Source organism: Stutzerimonas sp. S1 (assembly GCF_025966695.1).
Lineage (GTDB): Bacteria > Pseudomonadota > Gammaproteobacteria > Pseudomonadales > Pseudomonadaceae > Stutzerimonas.
On record NZ_JAOEIY010000002.1, the window covers coordinates 126359 to 149966 of the forward strand.

At 63.6% G+C, this 23608-nt stretch carries 17 protein-coding genes; 10 read left to right on the top strand and 7 right to left on the bottom strand.

What is annotated here, in order from left to right:
• The first annotated feature begins 9 nt into the window (after positions 1-9).
• Positions 10-3114: an efflux RND transporter permease subunit gene (locus N8H22_RS04580; RefSeq protein WP_264589449.1), complete on the top strand. Its 3105-nt coding sequence runs from the start codon at positions 10-12 to the stop codon at positions 3112-3114.
• Positions 3111-4574, top strand: a complete 1464-nt coding sequence (locus N8H22_RS04585; protein ID WP_272890709.1) for an efflux transporter outer membrane subunit — start codon at positions 3111-3113, stop codon at positions 4572-4574. The genes N8H22_RS04580 and N8H22_RS04585 overlap by 4 nt, the downstream gene beginning before the upstream one ends.
• On the opposite strand, the gene N8H22_RS04590 is transcribed toward N8H22_RS04585, so the two are convergent.
• From N8H22_RS04590 to coxB, 4 genes are read right to left on the bottom strand one after another with little or no spacing between them, the layout of a single operon-like run.
• Positions 4562-5380, bottom strand: coding sequence for a cytochrome c oxidase assembly protein (locus tag N8H22_RS04590; RefSeq protein WP_264589823.1), 819 nt, complete (start codon positions 5378-5380; stop codon positions 4562-4564). The genes N8H22_RS04585 and N8H22_RS04590 overlap by 13 nt on opposite strands.
• Positions 5377-5736 carry a hypothetical protein gene (locus N8H22_RS04595; RefSeq protein ID WP_264589450.1) on the bottom strand — a complete coding sequence of 120 codons (360 nt, stop codon included), beginning with the start codon at positions 5734-5736 and terminating at the stop codon, positions 5377-5379. Before N8H22_RS04595 ends, N8H22_RS04590 begins: the two co-directional genes overlap by 4 nt.
• Positions 5736-8264 (bottom strand): cytochrome c oxidase subunit I, encoded by a 2529-nt coding sequence (gene ctaD, locus N8H22_RS04600; protein ID WP_264589451.1) that lies wholly within the window; start codon positions 8262-8264, stop codon positions 5736-5738. The genes N8H22_RS04595 and ctaD overlap by 1 nt, the downstream gene beginning before the upstream one ends.
• The gene (coxB, locus tag N8H22_RS04605) at positions 8261-9151 is read right to left on the bottom strand and encodes a cytochrome c oxidase subunit II (RefSeq protein WP_264589824.1); all 891 of its coding nucleotides are present in this window, start codon (positions 9149-9151) and stop codon (positions 8261-8263) included. The genes ctaD and coxB overlap by 4 nt, the downstream gene beginning before the upstream one ends.
• 147 nt (positions 9152-9298) lie before the next feature.
• Between coxB and N8H22_RS04610 the strand changes: the two genes are divergently transcribed.
• Positions 9299-9766, top strand: coding sequence for a DUF2231 domain-containing protein (locus N8H22_RS04610; RefSeq protein WP_264589452.1), 468 nt, complete (start codon positions 9299-9301; stop codon positions 9764-9766).
• Between the two features lie 84 nt (positions 9767-9850).
• On the opposite strand, the gene N8H22_RS04615 is transcribed toward N8H22_RS04610, so the two are convergent.
• The 3 genes from N8H22_RS04615 to N8H22_RS04625 all read right to left on the bottom strand — a co-directional run bounded on the left by N8H22_RS04615 (position 9851) and on the right by N8H22_RS04625 (position 11522).
• Positions 9851-10264: a CopD family protein gene (locus N8H22_RS04615; RefSeq protein WP_264589453.1), complete on the bottom strand. Its 414-nt coding sequence runs from the start codon at positions 10262-10264 to the stop codon at positions 9851-9853.
• Between the two features lie 171 nt (positions 10265-10435).
• The gene (locus N8H22_RS04620; protein WP_264589454.1) at positions 10436-11287 is read right to left on the bottom strand and encodes an ion transporter; all 852 of its coding nucleotides are present in this window, start codon (positions 11285-11287) and stop codon (positions 10436-10438) included.
• A gap of 58 nt (positions 11288-11345) precedes the next feature.
• A complete protein-coding gene (locus tag N8H22_RS04625) occupies positions 11346-11522 on the bottom strand; it encodes a hypothetical protein (protein ID WP_264589455.1) in 177 nt (58 codons plus the stop codon).
• Between N8H22_RS04625 and moaA the strand changes: the two genes are divergently transcribed.
• The 7 genes from moaA to fliD all read left to right on the top strand — a co-directional run bounded on the left by moaA (position 11521) and on the right by fliD (position 23531).
• Entirely contained in the window at positions 11521-12516 is a 996-nt protein-coding gene (gene moaA / locus N8H22_RS04630) for a GTP 3',8-cyclase MoaA (protein WP_264589456.1), read from the top strand. The genes N8H22_RS04625 and moaA overlap by 2 nt on opposite strands.
• Positions 12517-12789: 273 nt before the next feature.
• Positions 12790-16278 (top strand): chromosome segregation protein SMC, encoded by a 3489-nt coding sequence (gene smc, locus N8H22_RS04635; protein WP_264589457.1) that lies wholly within the window; start codon positions 12790-12792, stop codon positions 16276-16278.
• Between the two features lie 206 nt (positions 16279-16484).
• Entirely contained in the window at positions 16485-17303 is an 819-nt protein-coding gene (zipA, locus tag N8H22_RS04640; RefSeq protein ID WP_264589458.1) for a cell division protein ZipA, read from the top strand.
• 205 nt (positions 17304-17508) lie between these two features.
• Positions 17509-19872 carry an NAD-dependent DNA ligase LigA gene (ligA, locus tag N8H22_RS04645; RefSeq protein ID WP_264589459.1) on the top strand — a complete coding sequence of 788 codons (2364 nt, stop codon included), beginning with the start codon at positions 17509-17511 and terminating at the stop codon, positions 19870-19872.
• Positions 19873-20413: 541 nt separating this feature from the next.
• Complete coding sequence (locus N8H22_RS04650; protein ID WP_264589825.1) at positions 20414-21610, top strand: flagellin; 1197 nt, start codon at positions 20414-20416, stop codon at positions 21608-21610.
• A gap of 76 nt (positions 21611-21686) precedes the next feature.
• Entirely contained in the window at positions 21687-22046 is a 360-nt protein-coding gene (locus N8H22_RS04655) for a flagellar protein FlaG (protein ID WP_264589460.1), read from the top strand.
• 66 nt (positions 22047-22112) lie between these two features.
• A complete protein-coding gene (fliD, locus tag N8H22_RS04660) occupies positions 22113-23531 on the top strand; it encodes a flagellar filament capping protein FliD (protein ID WP_264589461.1) in 1419 nt (472 codons plus the stop codon).
• Positions 23532-23608 lie beyond the last annotated feature (77 nt).

Sequence of the window (23608 nt, forward strand, 5' to 3'; positions counted from 1 at the left end):
TGCGGCGCAATGAACCTGTCGGCGCCCTTCATCGCCCGGCCGGTGGCGACCATGCTGCTCAGCCTGGCGATTCTGCTGCTGGGCGGGGTGAGTTTCGGCCTGCTGCCGGTTTCGCCATTGCCGAACATGGATTTTCCGGTGATCACCGTGCAGGCCAGCTTGCCCGGCGCCAGTCCGGAGATCATGGCTTCCAGCGTGGCGACACCGCTGGAGCGCTCGCTGGGCAGCATCGCCGGGGTCAGCCAGATGAGCAGCCGCAGCAGCCAAGGCTCGACGCGGATCATCATCCAGTTCGACCTGGAGCGCGACATCAACGGCGCCGCACGCGACGTGCAGGCGGCGATCAATGCTGCGCGCAACCTGTTGCCCAGCGGCATGCGCAGCATGCCGACCTACCGCAAGATCAACCCCTCGCAGGCGCCGATCATGGTGCTGTCGCTGACCTCCGAAGTCCTCGACAAGGGCCAGCTGTACGACATCGGCTCGACCATCCTCGCGCAGAAGCTCTCGCAGGTGCCCGGCGTCGGCGAAGTGCAGGTCGGTGGCAGTTCGCTGCCGGCCGTGCGTGTCGAATTGCAGCCGCAGCAGCTGGAGCAGTACGGCGTCTCGCTGGACGAGGTGCGTACGACCATCGCCAACGCCAACGTGCGCCGGCCCAAGGGAATGGTCGAGAACGATGAGCGCCACTGGCAGGTACAGGCCAACGACCAGCTGCACGCTGCTGCCGACTATCTACCGCTGATCCTGCGCTATCAGGATGGCGCGACGCTGCGCCTGAGCGATGTGGCCAAGGTCGAGGATGCGGTGGAGGATCGCTACAACAGCGGTTTCTTCAACAACGAGCAGGCGGTACTGCTGATCGTCAACCGCCAGGCCGGCGCCAACATCATCGAGACCATCGAGGGCATTCGCGCCGAACTGCCGGCGCTGCAGGCGATTCTGCCGGGCAGCGTCGAGCTGAACGTGGCGATGGACCGCTCGCCGGTGATCCGCGCCACCCTGCACGAGGCCGAGCGCACGCTGCTGATCGCCGTGGTGCTGGTGATCGTGCTGGTCTTCGTGTTTCTCGGCCATGTGCGCAGCGCGCTGATCCCGGCGCTGGCGGTGCCGGTCTCGCTGGTCGGCACCTTCGCGGTGATGTACCTGTTCGGCTTCTCGCTCAACACGTTGTCGCTGATGGCGCTGATCCTCGCCGCGGGTCTGGTGGTGGACGATGCCATCGTGGTGCTGGAGAACATCGCCCGGCATATCGACGAGGGGGTGCCGCCGCTGCGTGCGGCCTACATCGGCACTCGCGAGGTGGGCTTCACGCTGCTGTCGATGAACCTGTCGCTGGTGGTGGTGTTCGTCTCCATCCTGTTCATGGGCGGTATCGTCGAGCGGCTGTTCCGCGAGTTCTCGCTGACGCTGGCGGCGGCGATCCTGGTTTCGCTACTGGTGTCGCTAACGCTGACGCCGATGCTCTGCGCGCGCTGGCTCAAGCCCTACCAGGCCGAGCGCGAAGGCCGTCTGCATCGCTGGAGCCACAATGCTCACCAGTGGCTGCTCGGTTACTACGACCGCTCGCTGAGCTGGGCGCTGCGCCATCGGCGCATCACGCTGTTGAGCCTGCTGGCGACCATCGCGCTCAACGTGGTGCTCTACGTGCAGGTGCCCAAGACCTTTCTGCCGCAGCAGGATACCGGCCAGCTGACCGGCTTCATCCGTGGCGACGACGGCCTGTCGTTCCAGGTCATGCAGCCGAAGATGGAGATCTTCCGCAAGGCGGTGTTGGCCGACCCGGCGGTGGAGAGCGTGGCCGGATTCATCGGCGGGCAGGGTGGGATCAACAACGCCTTCATGATCGTGCGCCTCAAACCGCTGGAGGAGCGCAAGCTATCGGCGCAGCAGGTGATCGAGCGCATCCGCAAGAATCAGCCGCAAGTGCCGGGCGGACGGCTGTTCCTCATGGCCGATCAGGACCTACAGTTCGGCGGCGGCCGGCAGAGCAGCTCGGCCTACGCCTACACGCTGCTGGCCAGCGACCTCGCGGACCTGCGCACCTGGGTGCCGCGGGTGAATCAGGCGTTGATGGAGCTGCCGGAGCTGACCAGCATCGACGCCAACGAAGGCGAGGGCGCGCAGCAGATCAGCCTGAAGATCGACCGCGACGCCGCCAAGCGCCTGGGCATCGACATGAGCACGGTGACCACACTGCTCAACAATGCTTTCAGCCAGCGACAAATCTCGACCATCTACGAGACGCTCAACCAGTACCAGGTGGTGATGGAGATCGACCCGAGCTATGCGCAGCATCCCGAGGTGCTGGAGCAGATTCACGTGGTCACCAGCGATGGCCGACGTGTGCCGCTGTCCGCCTTCGCCCGCTACGAGCGCAGCCTGGAGGAAGACCGGGTCAGCCACGACGGCCAGTTCGCCGCGGAGAACATCGACTTCGACCTCGCCCCAGGCGTCAGCCTGGACAAGGCGACCCTGGCCATCGAGCGCGCGGTGGCCGCGATCGGCCTGCCGAGTTCGGTGCAGGGCCGCCTGGGCGGCACCGGCGACGTGTTCAAGGCCGCGCAGGAAAGCCAGCCGTTCATGATCCTCGGTGCGCTGCTGCTGGTGTACATCGTGCTCGGCGTGCTCTACGAAAGTTACATCCACCCGCTGACCATTCTCTCGACGCTGCCGTCGGCCGGGGTCGGCGCGCTGCTGGCGATCATCCTCACCGGCGACCAGTTCAGCCTGATCTCGCTGCTCGGGCTGTTCCTGCTGATCGGCGTGGTGAAGAAAAACGCCATCCTGATGATCGATCTGGCGCTGCAGTTCGAGCGCAACGAGCGTCTGGCGCCGGCGGAGTCGATCCACAAGGCCTGCCTGCTGCGCTTCCGCCCGATCCTGATGACCACCCTGGCGGCGATTCTCGGCGCGCTGCCGCTGCTGATCGGCGGCGCGGAGGGCGCGGAGATGCGCCAGCCGCTGGGCCTGACCATCATCGGCGGGCTGGTGCTCAGCCAGATTCTTACCCTCTACACCACGCCGGTGGTCTACCTCTACCTGGACCGCCTGCGCCATCGCTTCAACAACTGGCGCGGTGTGCGTACCGATGCCGCCATGGAAAATCCGCTATGAGCCCGAGCTGTACCCTTCGTCCCCTGGTCGTGATCGGCATGGCCCTCACGCTCGCTGCCTGCACCCTCGGCCCGGATTACCAGCGCCCGCAATTGCCGGATGCCGGCGCGTTCAAGCAGGCCGAAGGCTGGAAGAGCGCGGCGCCGGCCGACGCCCTGCAGCGCGGCGACTGGTGGCAGCTGTACGGCGACGCCGAGCTGGATGCGCTGGTGAGCCGGTTGAACGTGTCCAACCAGAACCTTGCCGTGGCGGAGGCGCAGTATCGCCAGGCACGCGCACTGGTGCGCAGCGCGCGCTCGCAGCTGTTCCCGACGCTGTCCGGCAACGCTGGGGTTACCCGTTCGCGGCAGGCTACCGGCGGCAGCTCCTCCAGTAGCAGCGTGGGCGTCAGCGAAAGCTACGAGGCAGGGCTCAGCGCATCCTGGGAGCTGGACCTCTGGGGCCGCCTGCGCCGTGGCCTGGAAGCCAACCGCGCAAGCATGCAGGCCAGCGCGGCCGACCTTGCGGCGGTCCGTCTGAGTCTGCAGGCGGAGCTGGTGCAGACCTACCTGCAATTGCGGGTGATGGATGAGCAGCAGCGTCTGCTCGACCAGACGGTCGCCGCCTACGCGCGCTCGCTGCGCCTCACCGAGAACCAGTATCGCGCCGGCATCGTGCCCAAGTCCGACGTTGCCCAGGCGCAGACTCAGCTCAAGAGCACCCAGGCGCAGGCCATCGACCTCAAGTGGCAGCGGGCGCAGCTGGAACATGCCATCGCGGTGCTGATCGGCGTACCGCCAGTTGAGCTGAACATCGCCGTGCGCGAAGACATTCCCGCGCTGCCTGAGGTGCCGCTGGCCATGCCGTCGCAACTGCTGGAGCGCCGCCCGGATGTCGCGGCGGCCGAACGCGAGGTGATGGCCGCCAATGCCGAGATCGGCATCGCCGAGGCGGCCTGGTATCCGGACCTGACCCTGTCGGCCAGCGGTGGCTATCGCAACAGCAGCTTCAACCAGCTGTTCGAGGTGCCGAACCGCTTCTGGTCGCTCGGTCCGCAGCTGGCGCTGACGCTGCTGGATTTCGGCGGCCGGCGTGCCGAACTGGAGCGTGCCGAGGCGGCCTACGACCAGACCGTGGCGACCTACCGGCAAACGGTGCTCGACAGCTTCCGCGAGGTCGAGGATTACCTCGTGCAGCTACGCGTGCTCGGTGAGGAAGCCGTGGTGCAACGCGAAGCGCTGGACGCCGCGCAGGAATCGCTGCGGCTGATCGAGAACCAGTATCGCGCCGGTACCGTCGACTACCTGAGCGTGGTGACGGTGCAGACCACTGCGCTGAACAACCAGCGCACCAACCTGACGCTGCTGGGCGACCGCCTGGTGACCAGCGTGCAGCTGATCGCCGCGCTGGGTGGCGGCTGGCAGATCGAGCAACTGCAGCAGGAGCCGGTACTGTCGAGCGAACGTGGTCAGGATGATTGATCGAGCCGGTGTGCCGGCTGACGTCGCCAGATGCGCGTCAGCCAGCGCCAGGCGATCCAGCCGCCACCGAGCAGGTAGATCAGCCCGCCCGGCACCCACATGAGCAGTCCCGCCAGCTGCTGATCCTCCACCGAACGGCCTGCGCCGTAGAACGAGGTGCTGCCGAAGGTGAGCAGCGCGCCGAGCAGGCCGGTGTGCATCAGCGTCAGCACCACTGCCATCAGCGCCTGCGGCACCTTTTTCGGGTTGGCGCGCAGCACCGACCACCAGAACAGCCAGCCGCTGAAGAGGAAGCAGGCGTGCTCGAAGGCGTGCCACCACAGGTTGTCCAGCGCCAGCACATAGAGCTTCGGTGTGTGCCAGATCCAGATCACCGCGCCATGCAGCAACGCCAGCAACGTCGGATAGCGGCCGGCGCGCAGGATGGCCGTCCACAGCGGTTGCGCGAAGCGGCCAGTGACGCCGCGCCACTGCGGCAGCGGCCGCGCCAATGCCCACAACGGCGCGATCACCACGATGAACAACATGTGCTGGGTCATGTGCCAGCTGGTGTTGCTTTCCGCCCAGTCGTCAATGGGGCCGAAGACGGCGAACGCTGTCAGCAGCATGGCGCTGTGAAAGCAGAAGGCTTCGCTGCGCCGCGCCGGCACCTTGCGGGCGCCTAGGACATAAAGCAGCCACGCGGCAGCGACCAGCAGCGCAGTGAGCAGCAGCGGCATGCGGTCCAACAGGTGCGTGTCGAACAGGCCGTGGGCCAGCGCCGGACTCGGCAGGCTCAGCAACACGGCCAGCGCCAGAGCAGTCATAGGCATGGTGGAATCTGCAACAGCGGGATGCCGACGAAGAGGGTCGCGAGCGCCGCGATGAAGTGAATGCCCGCGGCCAGTTTGGTGACAAACAGCTGCCGCTCGTTCAACTCCTGCGGCGGTCGCGACAGGCGCCAGAAGTAGCGCGTCAGCCAGAGCAACAGTGCCAGCGTCAGCACGGTCAGCAGGCCGAGGCTGCCATTCAGCCAGTTCCACACGCCCTGTGCCGGATCGGGTGGGCTGATCTTGCAGGCGACCGCCTGGCCGCCATAGATGGTGACGAACCAGAGGCTCCAGATGATCAGGCCGATCGGGATCTGGATCGGATGAAACGGCGAGGTGCGTGCGGGTTGCATCAGGCGCCTCCCCAGGTCGCGGGAAACAACACGATTGCCGCATAGCTGATCCATAGGACGCCCAAGTTGTAGTACCAGAGCTGTTCCACCACCACCGGCTCATAGGGCGCATTGTCACCGACGTAGCCGTACCCCACGCGCCAGGCCTGCAGGCCGGTGAGTACCGCCGCCAGCGTGCAGTGGATCAGGCTATATGCCAGCAGCACGAAGAGCACCGCATCGTGGGCCGTTTCGGTCGGTGCCAGCCCTGCCGACAGCAGTAGCCACAGCAGCATGGCCGACTGCACCAGCGCCAGCAGCGCGAGCAGCGCCAGTTGTCCTAGCAGGCCACGATGAATGCCGGCGCGCAGACGTTTGATCAGGCGATGCAGCCAGAAGCTGCCGCCGCTGAGCAGCAGTGCGCTCGCCAGCATCAGCCAGCCGTTCAGCGCACTGTCGGGCACCCGCCATTGCGGCGATACGGTCCACAGGTAGAACCAGCCGAACAGCAGTGACAGATACAGCGCGCCATTGGCCAGCAGCGTGACGCCCATACCCCACAGGCCTGGGCCGTCGAACGTGCGTGAGTGCAGCGGCGGCTCGCCAGGCTGGGTGCGGGCGTCCGGTGCCGCAGCCGGATGCGCGCCGTTTTCCCACGACCAGCGCAGCAGCACGATCAGCGTGGCCACGGTGGCGATGATCGCGAGGATGTAGGCCTTGTTCAGCAGACTCAGGCAGAGCACCGCAAGGAACACCGCGGCGATGAAGGGCAGCCAGCTGTTGCCGGGTAGATGGATGATTTCACGTACCTTGCCGGTCAAGGGATCGATGCCCCAGGTTTCCCGCCGGCCGTGGTCGATCACCGTCAGCGCATGCTCGCCACGGGCGACGCTGTCCGGCAGGTCCGGGTTCTTCCACAGCGGGTGGCGATCGCTGACGTCCGGCAGGCTGACGAAGTTGTAGGCGCTGGGCGGCAGGCTGGTGGCCCACTCGAGGGTATCGGCGTTCCAGGGGTTCTTCGGCGCCGGAACGCCGAAGCGGAAGTGCAACAGGATATCCAGCAGGATGGTGGCCACGCCGGCGGCCATGATGAAGCTGCCAATCGACGACACCAGATTGGGCATGTCCCAACCCAGGCCCGTGTCGTAGGTGTAGACGCGCCGCGGCATGCCGATCAGGCCGGTCCAGTGCATGATCAGGAAGGTCGCGTTGAAACCGATGAAGAACAGCCAGAAGCCCCAGCGGCCGAGCTTTTCGGACGGCATGCGTCCCGAGAAGTGCGGCAGCCAGTAATAGAGGCCGGCCATCAGCGGGAACAGCATGCCGCCCACCAGCACGTAGTGCATGTGCGCGACGACGAAATGGGTGTCGTGTACCTGCCAGTCGAATGGCACCAGCGCCAGCATCACCCCGGTCAGTCCGCCAGCGACGAAGACGATCAGAAAGCCCACCAGCCAGAGCATCGGCACCCGGTACACCGGTCGACCGAGCCAGAGCGTGGCGATCCAGGCAAAGATCTGCACGCCGGTGGGAATCGCCACCAGCATGCTCGCCGCCGAAAAGAAGGCGGTGGCCAGCTGCGGGATGCCGACCGTGAACATGTGGTGTACCCACAGGCCGAAACTGATGAAACCGGTGGTCAGCACGCCCAGCACGACCCAGCGATAACCCACCAGCGGGCGCTGACAGAACACCGGAATCAGCGTCGAGACGATGCCGGCACCGGGCAGGAAGATGATGTACACCTCCGGGTGGCCGAACAGCCAGAACAGGTGCTGCCAGAGCACCGGGTCGCCGCCACGGGCGACGTCGAAGAACGGCATGCCGGCTGCGCGTTCCAGCTCCAGCAGGATCGAGCCGAGGATCAGCGGCGGGAAGCCGACCACGATCATCATCGCCATCACCAGGATGTACCAGGCGTATAGCGGCATCTTGTGCAGGGCCATGCCGTTGGCGCGGGTGCGCAGAATCGACACCACCAGCTCAACGCCGGCCGATACCGCGGAAATCTCGACGAAGGTGATACCCAATAGCCAGAAGTCCGAATTCACCCCCGGCGTGTGCGCCGAACTGGACAGCGGCGTGTACATGAACCAGCCAGCCTTGGGCGCGACGTCGAGGAAGATGCTCGACAGCAGGATCAGCCCGCCGAACAGGTAGCAGTAGTAGCCCAGGGCGGAAAGCCGTGGAAACACCAGGTCGCGGGCGCCGAGCATCTTGGGAATCAGATAGACCGCCAGCCCCTCCATCATTGGCACCGCGAAGAGGAACATCATCACCGTGCCGTGCATGGTGAAGACCTGGTTGTAGACGTCCGGCTCCATCAGCTCGTAGCCCGGCAGGGCGAGCTGGGTGCGGATCAGCATGGCCAGCAGCCCACCGACCAGGAAGAAGAAGGCGCCGGTGACCAGGAAGCGCAGGCCGATGCTGGTGTGGTTGACGATGGTCAGCGCCCGCCAGCCGCGTGGGTTGCCCCAGACTTCGTTGAACTGGTCGTGCAGCTGATCGGGATCGGTGGCAGGTGCGCCCCTGCGATGGACCGGACTCATGGTGCAAGGGTCTCCAGCCAGTCGGCGAGCTGGTCGAGGGTTTCATCGGAAATGTCGTCGTGCCTCGGCATCGCGTTGCCGTGCTTGAGACTCTGGTGCTCGCGCAGCCAGCGGCGCAGGCCTTCCGCATCGTTGGCGATGACGCCGGCGCCTAGGGTGGGCCGCGTTGCAAGGTCGCTCAGATCCGGCGCGCGCTGGCCGTCGCTGACACCGGCGACACGGTGGCACTGTCCACAGCGCTCGCCGAAGACCTGGCCGGCAGCGCCGGTGGGCGGCTGATGCTCGCGACCAGCGCGCGCCTCGATCCACTGGTCGAAGGCCTCGGCTTCCAGCGCCTCGACATGCAGGATCATGTGCGCGTGCTGGCTACCGCAGAATTCGGCGCATTGCCCGCGCATCACGCCGCTTTCGCTGGCTTGCAGGCGCAGGGTATTGGTCCGGCCGGGGATCATGTCCAGCTTGCCGCCCAGACGTGGCACCCAGAACGAGTGGATCACGTCGGCGCTGCTGAGCTCGATGTCTATCAGGCGGCCCACTGGCAGGATGAACTGGTTGGCGGTCACCACGCCGCTGTCCGGGTAGCGCACCTCCCACCACCACTGGTGGCCGGTGATTTCCACGCGTAGCGGCTGCTCGCCGATCACCGGCAGTGGCAGCATGCCGCGTCCGGCGGGGATGCCGAAGGCGAGCAGGGCGAAGATGCTGGCGGTCGGCAGAATCAGGCCGCCACCAACGAGCCAGCGCCGATTGATGCGCCTGGCCTGTTCCGCGTCGACTTCGCGCGGCTGTCGACGCATGGCGTGGATCCACAGCCAGCTGACGACCACCAGCACCAGCACCGAGAAAGCGAACATCGCCCACCAGACGTTCGCCACATCGCGTGCCATCGGCCCGGCCGGAGACAGTGCCGATTGCGGACCGTCGCAGCCGGCGAGCAAAGGAACTGCCAGCGCCAGCGTGGTCCATTGCAAGAGCCTGCCGCCGCGTTGTGCGCTAGCGGTGGCGCAGATGACGTGAGCGCCTGGGAGGGCCGAATGGCCATTGATCGCGAAACCATCAACAGCAACGCCGCGATTGCCGGCCACCCGCTGCACCCGATGATGATCCACTTTCCGGTGGCCGCACTGCTTGGCCTGGTGCCGGCGGACCTCGCCTATCTGTGGACGCTCGACGAGTTCTGGTGGCGTGCCGCGCTCTGGCTGGCAGGTGTCGGCGCCATCGGTGGCTGGATCGCCAGCATCGCCGGCGTGATCGATCTGCTCAGCGTGAAGCAGATCCGCCGCAAGGTTACCGCCTGGTGTCATGCCATCCTGGCGGTGATGATGCTGTCGCTGGCTTCGCTCAACTGGCTGTTGCGCTATCAGGGCATGAACAGCGGTGACGCGGACGCCCTGTGGGGGTTGTACCTTTCTTTGCTGACCGCACTGCTGATCTCCCTGGCGGCGTTCCTCGGCGGACGGCTGGTCTACGAACATGCCGTGGGCGTCGATCTGGATGCCTAGCGTGGTCGCTTGCCGCACGTCTGTGGGCGGGGCGGCGATGTATGGGGCCGGTTGGTCGGTCATGCGAGGCAGTGGTTCCTTGGGTTAGAAGGGCTTGGCCAGAACCAGCCAGAGGGTCAGCGCGATCAGCAGCGGGATCAGCACGCCCATCACCAGGCATTGGCGGGTGACGCTGCGCTCGGGCTGGCGTTCGATCCGTAGTACCAGCACACCGCACAGCGCATGACACAACGCCATCGCAGTGACCGCCGTGAGCTTCACGATCAGCCAGCCGGCGAGGGTGCCATCGCGTAGAAACAACGCAGTGCCGGAGCCGATGGCCAGCAATGCTGCAGGCGTGCTGATGAGGGTGAACACCAGGCGGGTGAGATGCGCGTGGTCGCGGTAGAACAGCCGATCGTTCGGCCGCGTGCCGGCGGCGATCAGGGCCGGCAGGTACAGCAGCGAACCGCACCAGCACAGCAGGGCGGCGAAGTGCAGCAGTTTGAGCAAGGGCATGCGCGTCTCCATCCTGCCCGCGACGAGTCTGAGGATGTGACAATCGGCTGCCGGGCCCGTTCGGGCCGGCAGCCTGCAGCAAGTGGTGGGGGCGTGGTCGAGCGTCTAGCGGCGCGCTGGGGAGCGTCGAACGGAAGCGAAACGGTATGACGGCGGTGCGCTAGTTGCTGGTCAATCCTGGGCTTGGCGCTCGGGCTTGTCGAACAGCCTGCTGCCACAGCGGCTGCAGTAGGCGGCGTGATGCTCGTGGGTGAGCTTGTCGCACACCGGGCAGCTGTGCTGCAGGCTGTCCTGGCGCATGGCATTGGCCAGTTCGGCGGTGAAGATGCCGGTGGGTACGGCGATGATCGAGTAACCGGTGATCATCACCATGGTCGCCAGCGCCTTGCCCCACGAGGTGTGCGGGACGATATCGCCGAAGCCCACGGTGGTGAGCGTGACCACGGCCCAGTAGATGCTCACCGGAATACTGGTGAAGCCGTTGGCGGGGCCTTCGACGACATACATCAGCGTGCCGTAGATGATCACCAGGGTGGTCACGCTGGCGAGGAAGACGATGATCTTCTGCCGGCTGCCGCGCAGTGCTACCAGCAGGAAATTGGCCTGGCTGAGATAGGGCGTCAGCTTGAGGATGCGGAAGATGCGCAGCATGCGTACCACGCGAACCACCAGCAGGTACTGCGCGTCCGGGAACAGCAGGGCGACGAAGGCGGGCAGCACCGACAACAGGTCGACGGCGCCATAGAAGCTGAACACGTACTTGCGCGGCTCGGGATGGGTGTAGATGCGCAGCGCGTACTCGATGGCGAAGACGGCGGTAAATGCCCATTCCAGATTGGTCAGCAACACTCCGTGGCGTGCGTTGACCGAGGCGACACTGTCGAACATCACCACAACCAGGCTGGCAAGGATCACCACTAGCAACCAGGTGTCGAAGCGTCGGCCCGCCGGTGTGTTGGTGAAAAAGATGATGACGTAGAGGCGCTCTCGCCAGCTCATGGCTTGCAGCGAATCGTTATCCATCTGCGCAGGTCTCTCCAGATCTATTCGGGTGGCAGTCGGTGCCGCCAGGGCCCGCCCATTAAAACACGCCTTCCTCAGCGCGCTGCGCCGTGCGTTGCGCTGGCGGAAGAATGCTCGTGCCAAGACGCGCCGGCAGCGAGGTGCTGATGGTGCGACATTCATAAGCCGACTTTGCCTGATCCGTTGTTACGACATAGGCTGCATACATGCGCACCCCGTAGTTGGAGAGTTCCATGCCCGATTCCCAGTTGGTCGATCCGTTCGGCCGGCGCATCACCTACCTGCGGCTTTCCGTCACCGATCGCTGCGACTTCCGCTGCACCTACTGCATGAGCGAGGACATGGTGTTCGCGCCGCGTGCGCAGATCCTTACCCTGGAAGAGCTGTACGCAGTCGCCGACGCCTTCATCAGTCTGGGTGTGCGGCGTATCCGGGTCACCGGTGGCGAGCCGCTGGTGCGCAAAGGGTTGTCCAGCCTGCTGACGCGCCTGGGTGCTCGCGAGGAGCTGGAGGATCTGGCCATCACCACCAACGGCTCGCAGCTCCACAGTCTGGCGTCGACGCTGCATGCTGCCGGGGTGAAGCGCCTCAACATCAGTCTCGACTCGCTGCGGCGCGAGCGTTTCGCTGAGCTGACCCGGCGTGATCAGCTCGATCAGGTGCTCGCCGGCATCGAGGTGGCGCGGCAGGCGGGTTTCAGGCGAATCAAGCTCAACAGCGTGATCCAGAAGGGGCGTAACGACGACGAAGTGCTCGACCTGGTGGATTTCGCCGTCGCTCGTGGACTCGACATTAGCTTCATCGAAGAAATGCCGTTGGGCAGTGTCTCTAGTCATCAGCGCCAGATCACCTTCTGCTCCAGCGATGAGGTGCGCGAGCGGATCGAGGCGCGTCACAACCTGGTGCGCAGCAGCCACAGCACCGGCGGCCCGTCGCGCTACTGGCAGGTAGCTGGAACGGAAACCCAGGTGGGCTTCATCTCGCCGCACAGCCACAACTTCTGTGGCAGTTGCAACCGCGTGCGGGTCACCGCCGAGGGCAAACTGGTGCTCTGCCTCGGTCATGATGGCGCGCTGGACCTGAAGAGCCTGATGCGTCGTCATCCCGGTGACCGCGAGCGGTTGCGTAACGCGTTAGTGGAGGCGCTGCAGCTCAAGCCGGAAAAGCATCATTTCAACACCGACGATCAGGTGCAGGTGGTGCGCTTCATGAGCATGACCGGCGGCTGACACCGTTCGAAGGCGGTGCGCCAACATTCACTTTGGCACTGGCAATATTCCACTGCGTCACCCCCGCATGAAGGCCCATTCGATGGCCGGCCGATTCTTCGCCGCTCGGCGCGCCGGCCCTAGGGCTTTTGTGCTCCGTTCCCTGCAAGCCGCCGGGAACGCCGTGATAAACTCCGCGGCTTTGCGCCAGCACCCACTCGATGCCAGGAATCCCGATGCACGCGGCGATCTCTGCTTGTTCATTCCCACGCTGACCGCCACGGAAAGGCTCTCATGCGACTGAAAAGCATAAAACTCGCCGGTTTCAAATCTTTCGTCGATCCGACCACGGTCAGCTTTCCGAGCAACATGGCGGCGGTGGTCGGTCCGAATGGCTGCGGCAAGTCCAACATCATCGATGCCGTACGCTGGGTGATGGGCGAAAGCTCGGCGAAAAACCTGCGCGGCGAGTCGATGACCGACGTCATCTTCAACGGCTCCAATACCCGCAAGCCGGTGACCCAGGCCAGCATTGAGCTGATCTTCGACAATTCCGATGGCACGCTGACCGGCGAGTACGCGGCCTTCGCCGAAATCTCCATCCGCCGCCGTGTCACCCGCGACTCGCAGAACACCTACTTCCTCAACGGGGTGAAGTGCCGCCGGCGCGACATCACCGACATCTTCCTCGGCACCGGCCTCGGGCCACGCAGCTATTCGATCATCGAGCAGGGCATGATCTCGAAGTTGATCGAGGCCAAGCCGGAGGATCTGCGCAACTTCATCGAGGAAGCGGCCGGCATCTCCAAGTACAAGGAGCGCCGGCGCGAAACCGAGAACCGCATTCGCCGCACCCATGAGAACCTGGCACGCCTGACCGACCTGCGCGAGGAGCTGGAGCGCCAGCTAGAGCGTCTGCACCGGCAGGCCCAGTCGGCGGAGAAGTATCAGGAATACAAGGCCGAGGAACGCCAGCTCAAGGCGCAGCTGTCGGCGCTGCGTTGGCAGGCCCTGAACGAGCAGGTCGGCCAGCGCGAGCAGGTCATTGGCGATCAGGAGGTGGCCTTCGAGGCGCTGGTGGCCGAGCAACGCAATGCCGATGCGAGCATCGAGCGCCTGCGCGACGGCCATCATGAACTGTCCGAGCGCTTCAATCAGGTGCAGGGACGCTTCTATTCGGTTGGCGGCGACATCGCCAGGGTGGAGCAAAGCATCCAGCACGGCCAGCAACGCCTGCGCCAGTTGCAGGACGACCTGCGCGAGGCCGAGCAGGCACGCCTGGAAACCGAGTCGCACCTCGGTCACGATCGCACGCTGCTGGCCACGCTGGGCGAAGAACTGGCCATGCTTGAGCCAGAGCAGGAGCTTTCCGCTGCCGCCGCCGAAGAATCCGCCGCCGAGCTGGAGGAGGCGGAAACGGCGATGCAGGCCTGGCAGGAGCAGTGGGAGCGCTTCAACCACCACAGTGCCGAGCCGCGCCGCGCCGCCGAAGTGCAGCAGTCGCGCATCCAGCAGCTGGAGCAGAGTCTCGAGCGCCTGGCCGAACGCCAGCGCCGGCTGGATGACGAGCGAGCCTTGCTGATTGCCGACCCTGAGGATGCGGCGATTCTCGAGCTTGGCGAGCAGCTGGCAATCAGTGAGCTGAACCTGGACGAGCTGGCCGCCGCTGGCGAAGCGCTCGACGAGCAGCTGGAGCAGCTGCGCGAGCGGCTCCAGCAGACGACTCACAGCCAGCAGCAGCTGCATGGTGACCTGCAGCGCCTGAACGGTCGTATCGCTTCGCTGGAAACCTTGCAGCAGGCCGCGCTGGACCCAGGCAAGGGTGTTGCCGCCTGGCTGAGTGAGCAGCAACTGCAGCAGTTGCCGCGACTTGCCGAAGGCCTGCGCGTCGAGGCCGGCTGGGAGCTGGCGGTGGAAACCGTGCTCGGTGCCGACTTGCAGGCCGTGCTGCTGGACGACTTCGCCGGCCTGGCGTTGGATCGCTTCGACCAGGGCGAGCTGCGTCTGGTCCAGGGGGGCGGCGGTGATGTGCGTCGGCCCGGTAGCTTGCTGGACAAGGTCGACAGCCATGTCGATCTCGCCCCCTGGCTGGGCAGCGTACGGCCAGTGGAGTCACTGGAGCAGGCGCTGGCCGCACGTGCGAATCTGGCCGAAGGCGAAAGCTCGATCAGCCGCGACGGCTACTGGGTCGGTCGGCATTTCCTGCGCGTGCGCCGCGGCAGCGAAACGGAATCCGGGTTGCTCGCCCGCGGCCAGGAGCTGGAGCGCCTGCAGGCCGAGCGCGCCGAACGCGAGGCGAGCCTCGAGGGGGTGCAGGAGAGTCTGGAGCGCCTGCGGACGACCCAGCAGCAGCTGGAACAGGAGCGCGAACAGCAGCGGCGGCGTCAGCAGGACGAGTCGCGCCAGCAGGGTGAACTCAAGGCGCAGCTCTCGGCGCAGCAGGCCAAGGTCGAACAACTGGCCCTGCGCCGGCGCCGACTCGATGAGGAGCTGGTAGAACAGGCGGAACAGCGCGCGGTGGAAACCGAGCAGCTGGGTGAGGCGCGTCTGCAGTTGCAGGAAGCGCTGGATGCCATGGCGCACGACACCGAGCAGCGCGAGGCGCTTCTTGCCAGTCGCGACGGTATCCGCGAGCAGCTCGATCGTATCCGTCAGGATGCCCGTCAGCGCAAGGACCATGCGCACCAGCTGGCGCTGCGCATCGGCTCGCTCAGAGCACAATACGACTCCACGCGGCAGGCCCTGGAACGCCTGGAACAGCAGTTCGAACGCGCCATCGAACGGCGTGAGCAACTGAACCTGAATCTGGAAGAAGGCGAAGCGCCTCTGGAAGAGTTGCGCATGAAGCTCGAGGAATTGCTCGACCGGCGCATGGCCGTCGAGGACGAACTCAAGCATGCGCGACTGGCGCTGGACGACGCCGACCGCGAGCTGCGCGAGGCGGAAAAACGCCGGACCCAGGCCGAACAGCAGGCGCAACTGCTACGCGGTCAACTGGAGCAGCAGCGTTTGGACTGGCAGGGCCTCAGCGTGCGGCGCAAGGCGCTGCAAGATCAGCTGCATGAGGACGGCTACGACCTGCATGGCGTGCTTGCCACGCTGCCGGCCGAAGCCAGCGAACAAGCTTGGGACGCAGAGCTGGAACGGCTGGGTCAGCGCATCCAGCGTCTCGGACCGATCAACCTGGCGGCGATCGACGAGTACCAGCAGCAGTCCGAGCGCAAGCGATACCTGGATGCGCAGAACGACGATCTCGTTGAAGCGCTGGATACGCTGGAAAACGTCATTCGCAAGATCGACCGGGAAACCCGCAATCGTTTCAAGGAAACCTTCGACCAGATCAACGGGGGCTTGCAGGCGCTATTTCCCAAAGTCTTCGGCGGCGGCAACGCTTATCTGGAACTTACCGGGGAAGATTTACTCGATACCGGGGTGGCGATCATGGCGCGCCCGCCTGGAAAGAAGAACAGCACTATTCACCTGCTTTCCGGTGGCGAGAAAGCGCTGACTGCGCTGGCGTTGGTCTTCGCCATCTTCCAGCTTAACCCGGCGCCGTTCTGCATGCTGGATGAAGTCGATGCGCCGCTGGATGACGCCAACGTCGGCCGCTATGCACGGCTGGTAAAGGAGATGTCGGAGAAAGTGCAGTTCATCTATATCACCCACAACAAGATCGCCATGGAAATGGCCGATCAGCTGATGGGCGTGACGATGCACGAGCCGGGCTGTTCGCGCCTGGTGGCAGTGGATGTGGAGCAGGCGGTAGCGCTTGCCGAAGCTTGAAACCACTACCGTTAGCGCCGCCTGTGGAAAAGCCGGACGATTGAGCAGTTTTGATTCTGGCAGGCCCATAAAAGTGAACTACCGCACGGTGCAAACCTACCGTTCGTCGTGCTAGCTTAGAGCACAATTTTTTGCGATGCGGGAAACCCAGCCTAAGTGGTTGTGAATTCTCGTCTTTATCATCGGATTCAGAGGTAAAAGGATTAATGGATATCGGTTTGCGCGAATGGCTGATCGTCATCGGCATCATCGTCATTGCCGGCATTCTGTTCGACGGCTGGCGTCGCATGCGGGGCAGCAAGGGCAAGTTGAAGTTCAAGCTGGACCGTAACCTGACCGCCAACCTGCCGGATGTGGACGAAGACGCCAAGGAGCTGCTCGGTCCTCCGCGAGTAGTCAGCCGAACCAGCGAACCGTCGTTGGATGAAACCGATCTGCCTTCCGTGAGCACGCGGGAATCGGGCAAGCGTCGCACCGGCGAGCCACGCCAGGGCGATCTGCATTTTTCCGCTGACGAGCCGGTGCCGACCCTGCTTGACCCCGTGGTCGACGATCAGGCAGAGGACGACGCCGAGGTTCGTGAGACGGCTCCGGTGGAGGAGGTGCTGGTCATCAACGTGCTCGCGCGCGATCCGCAGGGTTTTCGCGGTCCGGCGCTGCTGCAGAACATTCTCGAAAGCGGTCTGCGTTTCGGCGAGATGGATATCTTCCATCGCCACGAAAGCATGGCGGGTAATGGTGAAGTGCTGTTCTCTATGGCCAATGCGGTCAAGCCGGGTACGTTCGACCTGGACGACATCGATCATTTCACCACGCCGGCGGTGAGCTTCTTCCTCGGTTTGCCCGGTCCTCGCCATCCCAAGCAGGCGTTCGACGTCATGGTTGCCGCAGCCCGCAAACTGTCCCAGGAACTCAATGGCGAGCTGAAGGACGACCAGCGCAGCGTGCTGACCGCACAGACCATCGAGCACTACCGGCAGCGCATCGTCGAGTTCGAGCGTCGGCAGATGACGCCCAAGCGCTGACGTTCGCCCGGTTTTCGGTCAAGCCTTTCCGCAAGCGCCGCGGGCGCCTTCCGATCGGGAGTCGCCCGCGACGGCTGGGCTGAATGTCAGCTGGCATGTCAGGCCCAGTCGGCAATTGCCTTATCGGCTAAAATCCGCGCCCATATCAATCATCGGCGCGCTGATACGGTCTGAATCAGAATCGCCATAGTTACGGCCCCGTCATATGCCTTCCGCCCAAACCGCTGCCGAGCGCATCGCCGAACTACGCAGCGAAATCGACGCTCACAACTACCGTTACTACGTGCTCGACGAGCCCAGCGTTCCCGATGCCGAATACGACCGTCTGTTCAATGAGCTCAAGGCGCTGGAGACCGAGCACCCGGAACTGGTGACGCCCGAGTCGCCAACTCAGCGCGTCGGCGGTGCGGCGCTGGCGGCGTTCGGCCAGGTGCGCCACGAAGTGCCGATGCTGAGCCTCGGCAACGCCTTTGAAGAACAGGATCTGCTCGACTTCGACCGACGGGTGCGCGAAGGACTGGACTTGCCGGCCGGCGACTTGTTCGGCGACGGCGCCGTGGTCGAGTACAGCTGCGAACCCAAGCTCGACGGTCTGGCCGTCAGCCTGCTCTATGAGAACGGCCATCTGGTGCGCGGTGCGACCCGTGGCGACGGCAGCACCGGCGAAGACATCAGCGCCAACGTGCGCACCGTGCGCAACATCCCGCTCAAGCTCCACGGCAGCGGCTGGCCTGCGGTGCTTGAGGTGCGCGGCGAAATCTTCATGCCGAAGGCAGGCTTCGAGGCGCTCAATGCGCGGCAACTGGAAAGCGGCGGCAAGCCCTTCGCCAACCCACGCAACGCGGCGGCCGGCAGCCTGCGCCAGCTGGACCCAAAGATCACCGCTGCGCGTCCACTGGAGTTATGCGCCTACGGCATCGGTCGTAGTGATGGCGAGCTGCCAGGTACGCACATCGGGATTCTCGAAGCGCTGAAAGGCTGGGGCCTGCCCATAAGCCGTGAGCTGAAACTGGCCAGGGGCGTTGCCGAATGTCGCGCCTACTACGACGCCATTGGCGAGAAACGCGATGCGCTGCCCTACGAGATCGACGGCGTGGTGTTCAAGGTTAATGCCGTCGCGCAGCAGCGCGAGCTGGGTTTCCGCGCGCGCGAGCCGCGCTGGGCTATCGCTCACAAGTTTCCCGCGCGCGAAGAAATCACCGAGCTGCTCGACGTCGAATTCCAGGTCGGCCGTACCGGCGCCATCACGCCGGTCGCCCGGCTCAAGCCTGTGCAGGTCGCAGGCGTGACCGTCTCCAACGCGACCCTGCACAATATGGATGAAGTAGCACGCCTCGGCGTGATGATCGGCGACACGGTGATCGTCCGGCGCGCCGGCGACGTCATCCCGCAGATTCTCGGTGTGATCGCCGAGCGCCGCCCGATGGATGCCCGTGCTGTGCATGTACCCGAGCAGTGCCCGGTCTGCGGTTCGGCGGTGGAACGCACCCAGCTGATCAAGCGCAGCAAGGGTCGCGAGTCGGTCAGCGAAGGCTCTATCTACCGTTGTGTCGGCCGGCTGGCCTGCCAGGCTCAGTTGAAGCAGGCGATCATCCACTTCGTCTCGCGTCGTGCAATGGATATCGACGGTCTGGGCGACAAGATCGTCGAACAACTGGTCGACCGTGGCCTGGTCCGCTCGCCGGCGGACCTGTACTGCCTGACCTACGAGCAGATCATCGAGCTGGAAGGGTTCGCCGATATCTCCACGCGCAATCTGCTCAACGCCATCGACGCCAGCCGCAGGCCGACCCTCGCGCGTTTCGTCTTCGCTCTGGGCATTCCCGATGTCGGCGAGGAAACCGCCAAGCTGCTGGCGCGGGCGCTGGGTTCGCTGGATCGCATCGCGCGGGCGTTGCCGGACGTGCTGGTCTACCTGCCCGACGTCGGCCTGGAAGTCGCGCACGAAATCCACAGCTTCTTCGAGGACGAGCACAATCGCTCGGTGATCGCGCAGCTGCGCGAGCGACGCGTGGAATTGCAGGAGGAGGGTGAGCTGCATCCGGGATTCGCTGCCTGCGCGACCCTGTCCGGTCTTCTCGACAAGCTGAACATTCCGTTTATCGCCAGTACCGGTGCGCAGCGGCTGGCGGAGCGCTTCGGCAACCTGGAAGCGATCATCGCTGCCGACTGGCTCGATTTGCGCCAGGTCGAACGCCTTACCGAAAAGGCCGCCCGCTCGCTGCGCGATTATTTCGACACGCCCGGAAACGCCGAGCGCGCGCGGGCTATCGAGGCTCAGTTGCGCGAATTCGGCATGCACTGGGAAAGCGAGAGGAAAGTCGCAGCAGGTTTGCCGCTGGCTGGGCAGACCTGGGTACTAACCGGCACTCTGGAGACTATGAGTCGCGACGAAGGCAAGGCGAAGCTGGAAGCGCTGGGCGCCAAGGTCGCCGGCTCCGTTTCAGCCAAGACCACCTGCGTGGTTGCCGGGCCAGGCGCCGGTTCTAAGCTCACCAAGGCGAACGAACTTGGTCTGACCGTGCTCGATGAGGCTCAGTTTCTCGAGCGGCTTGCTCAGCTAGGCTAGATCGTTAGGTAACGCAGCCCGGCAAACGCTGAGGAAGGATGCGTTGTGCGCTGCGTGGCTGGTCTGCGCGGAAGCGATCAATACCCGTCTATGTTTTGCGTCCTGTCCAAACGGGCAGTACTGCCTATCTGTAGGGTGGATAACGGCGAAGCCTTATCCACCAACTGCTCCACGGCGGCTTGCTGGTGTTCTCTACGCGATCTCCGTGCCCGGCCGCCCGTCAGTCGTCTGCCAACAGGCTAACCACTGAATCGGTTCATCCTCGCCGGCACAGCCTCAACATCTCCATTGCGTGCATTAAAGAATTCTGTCCCCCGTCCGAAAAGCTTGGCAGGTGGACTCGCATGTGGTTCCGAGTTCGCCGGTGTCGTACAGGTTGTCTTCGGGGCTTGCAAATTATTTTCAACCGCCTCCTAAAGCTCACCAAAACGACGCCGATAAGCTAATCGAATGCGAACTCAATGGGTGCCTGGGCACAAGCCGGCCCGGAGTCGCAAGCTCAGGCAACCCTAAGTAACTAGCGCCTTTGGAGGCAAACACCATGGCTCTTACCGTCAATACCAACATCCCTTCGCTGAACACCCAGCGTAACCTGAACAGCTCGTCCAACGCGCTGGCCACCTCCATGCAGCGCCTGTCCACCGGTAGCCGCATCAACAGCGCCAAAGACGACGCCGCCGGCCTGCAAATTGCCAACCGCCTGACCAGCCAGGTCAACGGCCTGGGCGTAGCGGTTCGCAACGCCAACGACGGTATTTCCCTGGCCCAGACTGCTGAAGGCGCCCTGCAACAATCGACCAACATTCTGCAGCGTATGCGTGACCTGGCCCTGCAGTCGGCCAACGGTTCGAACAGCGATTCCGAGCGCGTTGCGCTGAACTCGGAAGTCGGTCAGCTTAAGAAGGAGCTGGACCGTATCAGCAATACCACCACCTTCGGCGGTCGCCAGTTGCTGGATGGTTCGTTCGGTGTAGCCAGCTTCCAGGTAGGTTCAGCTGCCAACGAGATCATTAGCGTCGGGATCGACTCTGCAAGTGCCGATTCCCTCACTGGTACCTACTACAAGACGGCATTCGTAGACGCTACCGGTGCCGCCATTGTCAAAGGCTCGGGTACCATCGAAATTACGATGGACGACACCACGACCCGCACAATCGACGTTGCGTTCAAGGATGGTGATGATGCTGACACCGCCACCGCTCGTATCGCTGCAGCGATCAACGACGCCAACTTGGGCATCAGCGTTCAGAAAGATGCTGACGACGCTTGGCAGATCATTGCGAAAGGGAATGGCAAATCGGGCACTGATGCGGCGCCCATTGTGACCACTATCGGCGCGTTCACCGCCGGTACAGAAGACCCGGCTGTAACCTTCGCTGCTATTACTCTTGGCACAACAGCTGTCGATGACACCGACAATGGTAACAACGTCAAGGGTGTTGATATTAGCAACGCGGCTGGTGCTCAGGCCGCAGTTCTGATCATCGACGATGCAATCAAGGCAATCGACTCGCAGCGCGCTGATCTCGGTGCTGTACAGAACCGCTTCGATAACACCATCGCCAACCTGCAGAGCATTTCCGAGAACGTTTCCGCAGCACGTGGCCGTATTCAGGACACCGACTTCGCTGCCGAAACCGCGAATCTGAGCAAGAACCAGATTCTGCAACAGGCCGGTACCGCGATCCTGGCCCAGGCCAAGCAGCTGCCGCAGGCAGTCCTCAGCCTGCTGCAGTAATAGCAGGAGTAGGACGGCGCAAAGGATGGGGAAGTGGCTCGGCTGCTTCCCCATCGATTCATTTACGAGGTGAATCATGGACGTCGCAAAAATGTCTGGAATGGCCCTTTCGTCAGCCGCTTCAGGTTCGTCGCCCAGTCTTCTTCGGGAGCCTGGGATTTCGTCGTCCGGCCGGCAAGAGCCTGTGCCAACTGGCGAGGAGCGGACCAAGGTAGCGGAAGGTGTCGGCGAGGTAGTGGATCGCTTGCGCTCGCAGGTGCAAAATCTGCAGCGGGACCTGAATTTCAGTGTCGACGACTCGACCGGTGACGTGATCGTACAAGTCGTTGATGGTGAGTCGGGCAAGGTGGTACGGCAGATTCCTTCGGAAGAAATCCTGCGTCTGGCCGAACGGCTCGATGAGATGCGCAGCCTGTTGTTCGAAACCAAGGCTTGAACGGCACGGTTCTTGATGGTCAGCTGGTTTGTAACCCATACGCGATTTTATTGACGAGGTGAGGCTATGGCGGGCGTAACGGGCATTGGTTCCGGTATCGACATCGACAGCATCGTGGCCAGTATGGTGGCTGCCGAGCGCGCGCCGAAAGAGTCACAACTCAAGACGCTTGAAGCTAAAACCACCACGCGGATCACGGCTGTCGGTGCGCTGAAAAGCGCGATCAGTGAATTCCAAACCGCGCTGGGTAATCTGAACAAGCCCGAGCTGTTCCAGGCTCGTGCTGCTTCTTCCTCCAACTCCGAGCTTCTTTCCGTGAAGGCTGGGGTAACCGCTGGGGCGGGTAGCTATAAGGTGGCGGTCAGTCAGCTTGCTGCTGGCAGCAAGGTGGCGCTTCAGGCTATCCAGGATGATGCTAATAACCCTGTCACGCTTGGCACCGGTACGCTGAAGGTAAGCGTTGGTGGTACCGAACTGCCCGCCATTACGGTAGACGATAGCAACAACACCCTGGCGGGTATTCGTGATGCGATCAATAAGGCCGGCGCAGAGCAGGGCGTTTCCGCCACTATCGTGACCGACGACGCCGGTTCCCGCTTGGTACTCAGTAGTTCGACTACCGGGGCCGGTGAAGACATCACCGTGGCAGTGGATGCGCCAACTGGCGATCTATCCAAGCTTGCGTTTGCTGGCGGAGTTGCCGTGCCGGGCACTGATGGTTCGGCGGGCGTTATTTCGGCGGCCCAGAGTGCCCTGCTAACCGTTGACGGCCTCAGCGTTACCAGCAAGACCAACACGATCACCAGCGCCATCGAAGGGGTGACGCTGGAGTTGAAGGGTGAGACGGAAGCTGGAAAGCCACTCACTGTGGGCGTGACGCTGGATGAAGCTGGGGTCAAGAAGCAGGTTCAGTCGTTCGTCGATGCGTACAACAAGCTCATCGGTGTGATCAATACGCAAACTAAGGTCACCACGGTTGGGGACGACAAGGCGCCGGTAACCGGAGCTCTGGTCGGTGATGCTACCGCTCGGACGTTGCTGAACACAATTCGCAATGAGTTGGTTGCCGTGCAGGGCTCAGGCAGCATCCGTGCCCTGGCCGATATCGGCATCACCACGCAGCAAGACGGCACGCTGAAGGTCGACGATGACAAGCTTGCTTCCGTGATGGATAACAGCTTTGAAGCGCTTTCTGGTTTGTTCGCGGGGGAAAAGGGGCTTGCCACCCGGCTCGATGAGAAACTTAAGCCATACACCGAAACTGGCGGCATTCTCGAGCAGCGCAACAAGGCAATGACCGAAACGATATCGAAGATCGACAAGCAGAAGGAAGATCTCGATCGGCGCATCACTTCGCTGCAAGAGCGCTTGTATAAACAGTTCAATGCGATGGATCTGTTGGTTGGACAATTGTCCAATACTTCTTCGAGTCTGCTGGCTTCGCTGGAAAACTTGCCGTGGGCTGCAAATAATTCGAAGAGCTAACATTACGTAGCGATAGGAAGCCGCCGCTCTGGCGGCTTTTTTTTTGCGAAGTAAAAAACCTGTCTTGCGCTATCAAG

What these genes read in the sequence shown, in the direction of transcription:
- N8H22_RS04580 (WP_264589449.1), top strand. Translation starts at nt 10, where the DNA reads ATGAACCTGTCGGCGCCCTTCATCGCCCGGCCGGTGGCGACCATGCTG.
- N8H22_RS04585 (WP_272890709.1), top strand. Translation starts at nt 3,111, where the DNA reads ATGAGCCCGAGCTGTACCCTTCGTCCCCTGGTCGTGATCGGCATGGCC.
- N8H22_RS04590 (WP_264589823.1), bottom strand. Translation starts at nt 5,380, where the DNA reads ATGACTGCTCTGGCGCTGGCCGTGTTGCTGAGCCTGCCGAGTCCGGCG.
- N8H22_RS04595 (WP_264589450.1), bottom strand. Translation starts at nt 5,736, where the DNA reads ATGCAACCCGCACGCACCTCGCCGTTTCATCCGATCCAGATCCCGATC.
- ctaD (WP_264589451.1), bottom strand. Translation starts at nt 8,264, where the DNA reads ATGAGTCCGGTCCATCGCAGGGGCGCACCTGCCACCGATCCCGATCAG.
- coxB (WP_264589824.1), bottom strand. Translation starts at nt 9,151, where the DNA reads ATGGCACGCGATGTGGCGAACGTCTGGTGGGCGATGTTCGCTTTCTCG.
- N8H22_RS04610 (WP_264589452.1), top strand. Translation starts at nt 9,299, where the DNA reads ATGGCCATTGATCGCGAAACCATCAACAGCAACGCCGCGATTGCCGGC.
- N8H22_RS04615 (WP_264589453.1), bottom strand. Translation starts at nt 10,264, where the DNA reads ATGCCCTTGCTCAAACTGCTGCACTTCGCCGCCCTGCTGTGCTGGTGC.
- N8H22_RS04620 (WP_264589454.1), bottom strand. Translation starts at nt 11,287, where the DNA reads ATGGATAACGATTCGCTGCAAGCCATGAGCTGGCGAGAGCGCCTCTAC.
- moaA (WP_264589456.1), top strand. Translation starts at nt 11,521, where the DNA reads ATGCCCGATTCCCAGTTGGTCGATCCGTTCGGCCGGCGCATCACCTAC.
- N8H22_RS04625 (WP_264589455.1), bottom strand. Translation starts at nt 11,522, where the DNA reads ATGGAACTCTCCAACTACGGGGTGCGCATGTATGCAGCCTATGTCGTA.
- smc (WP_264589457.1), top strand. Translation starts at nt 12,790, where the DNA reads ATGCGACTGAAAAGCATAAAACTCGCCGGTTTCAAATCTTTCGTCGAT.
- zipA (WP_264589458.1), top strand. Translation starts at nt 16,485, where the DNA reads ATGGATATCGGTTTGCGCGAATGGCTGATCGTCATCGGCATCATCGTC.
- ligA (WP_264589459.1), top strand. Translation starts at nt 17,509, where the DNA reads ATGCCTTCCGCCCAAACCGCTGCCGAGCGCATCGCCGAACTACGCAGC.
- N8H22_RS04650 (WP_264589825.1), top strand. Translation starts at nt 20,414, where the DNA reads ATGGCTCTTACCGTCAATACCAACATCCCTTCGCTGAACACCCAGCGT.
- N8H22_RS04655 (WP_264589460.1), top strand. Translation starts at nt 21,687, where the DNA reads ATGGACGTCGCAAAAATGTCTGGAATGGCCCTTTCGTCAGCCGCTTCA.
- fliD (WP_264589461.1), top strand. Translation starts at nt 22,113, where the DNA reads ATGGCGGGCGTAACGGGCATTGGTTCCGGTATCGACATCGACAGCATC.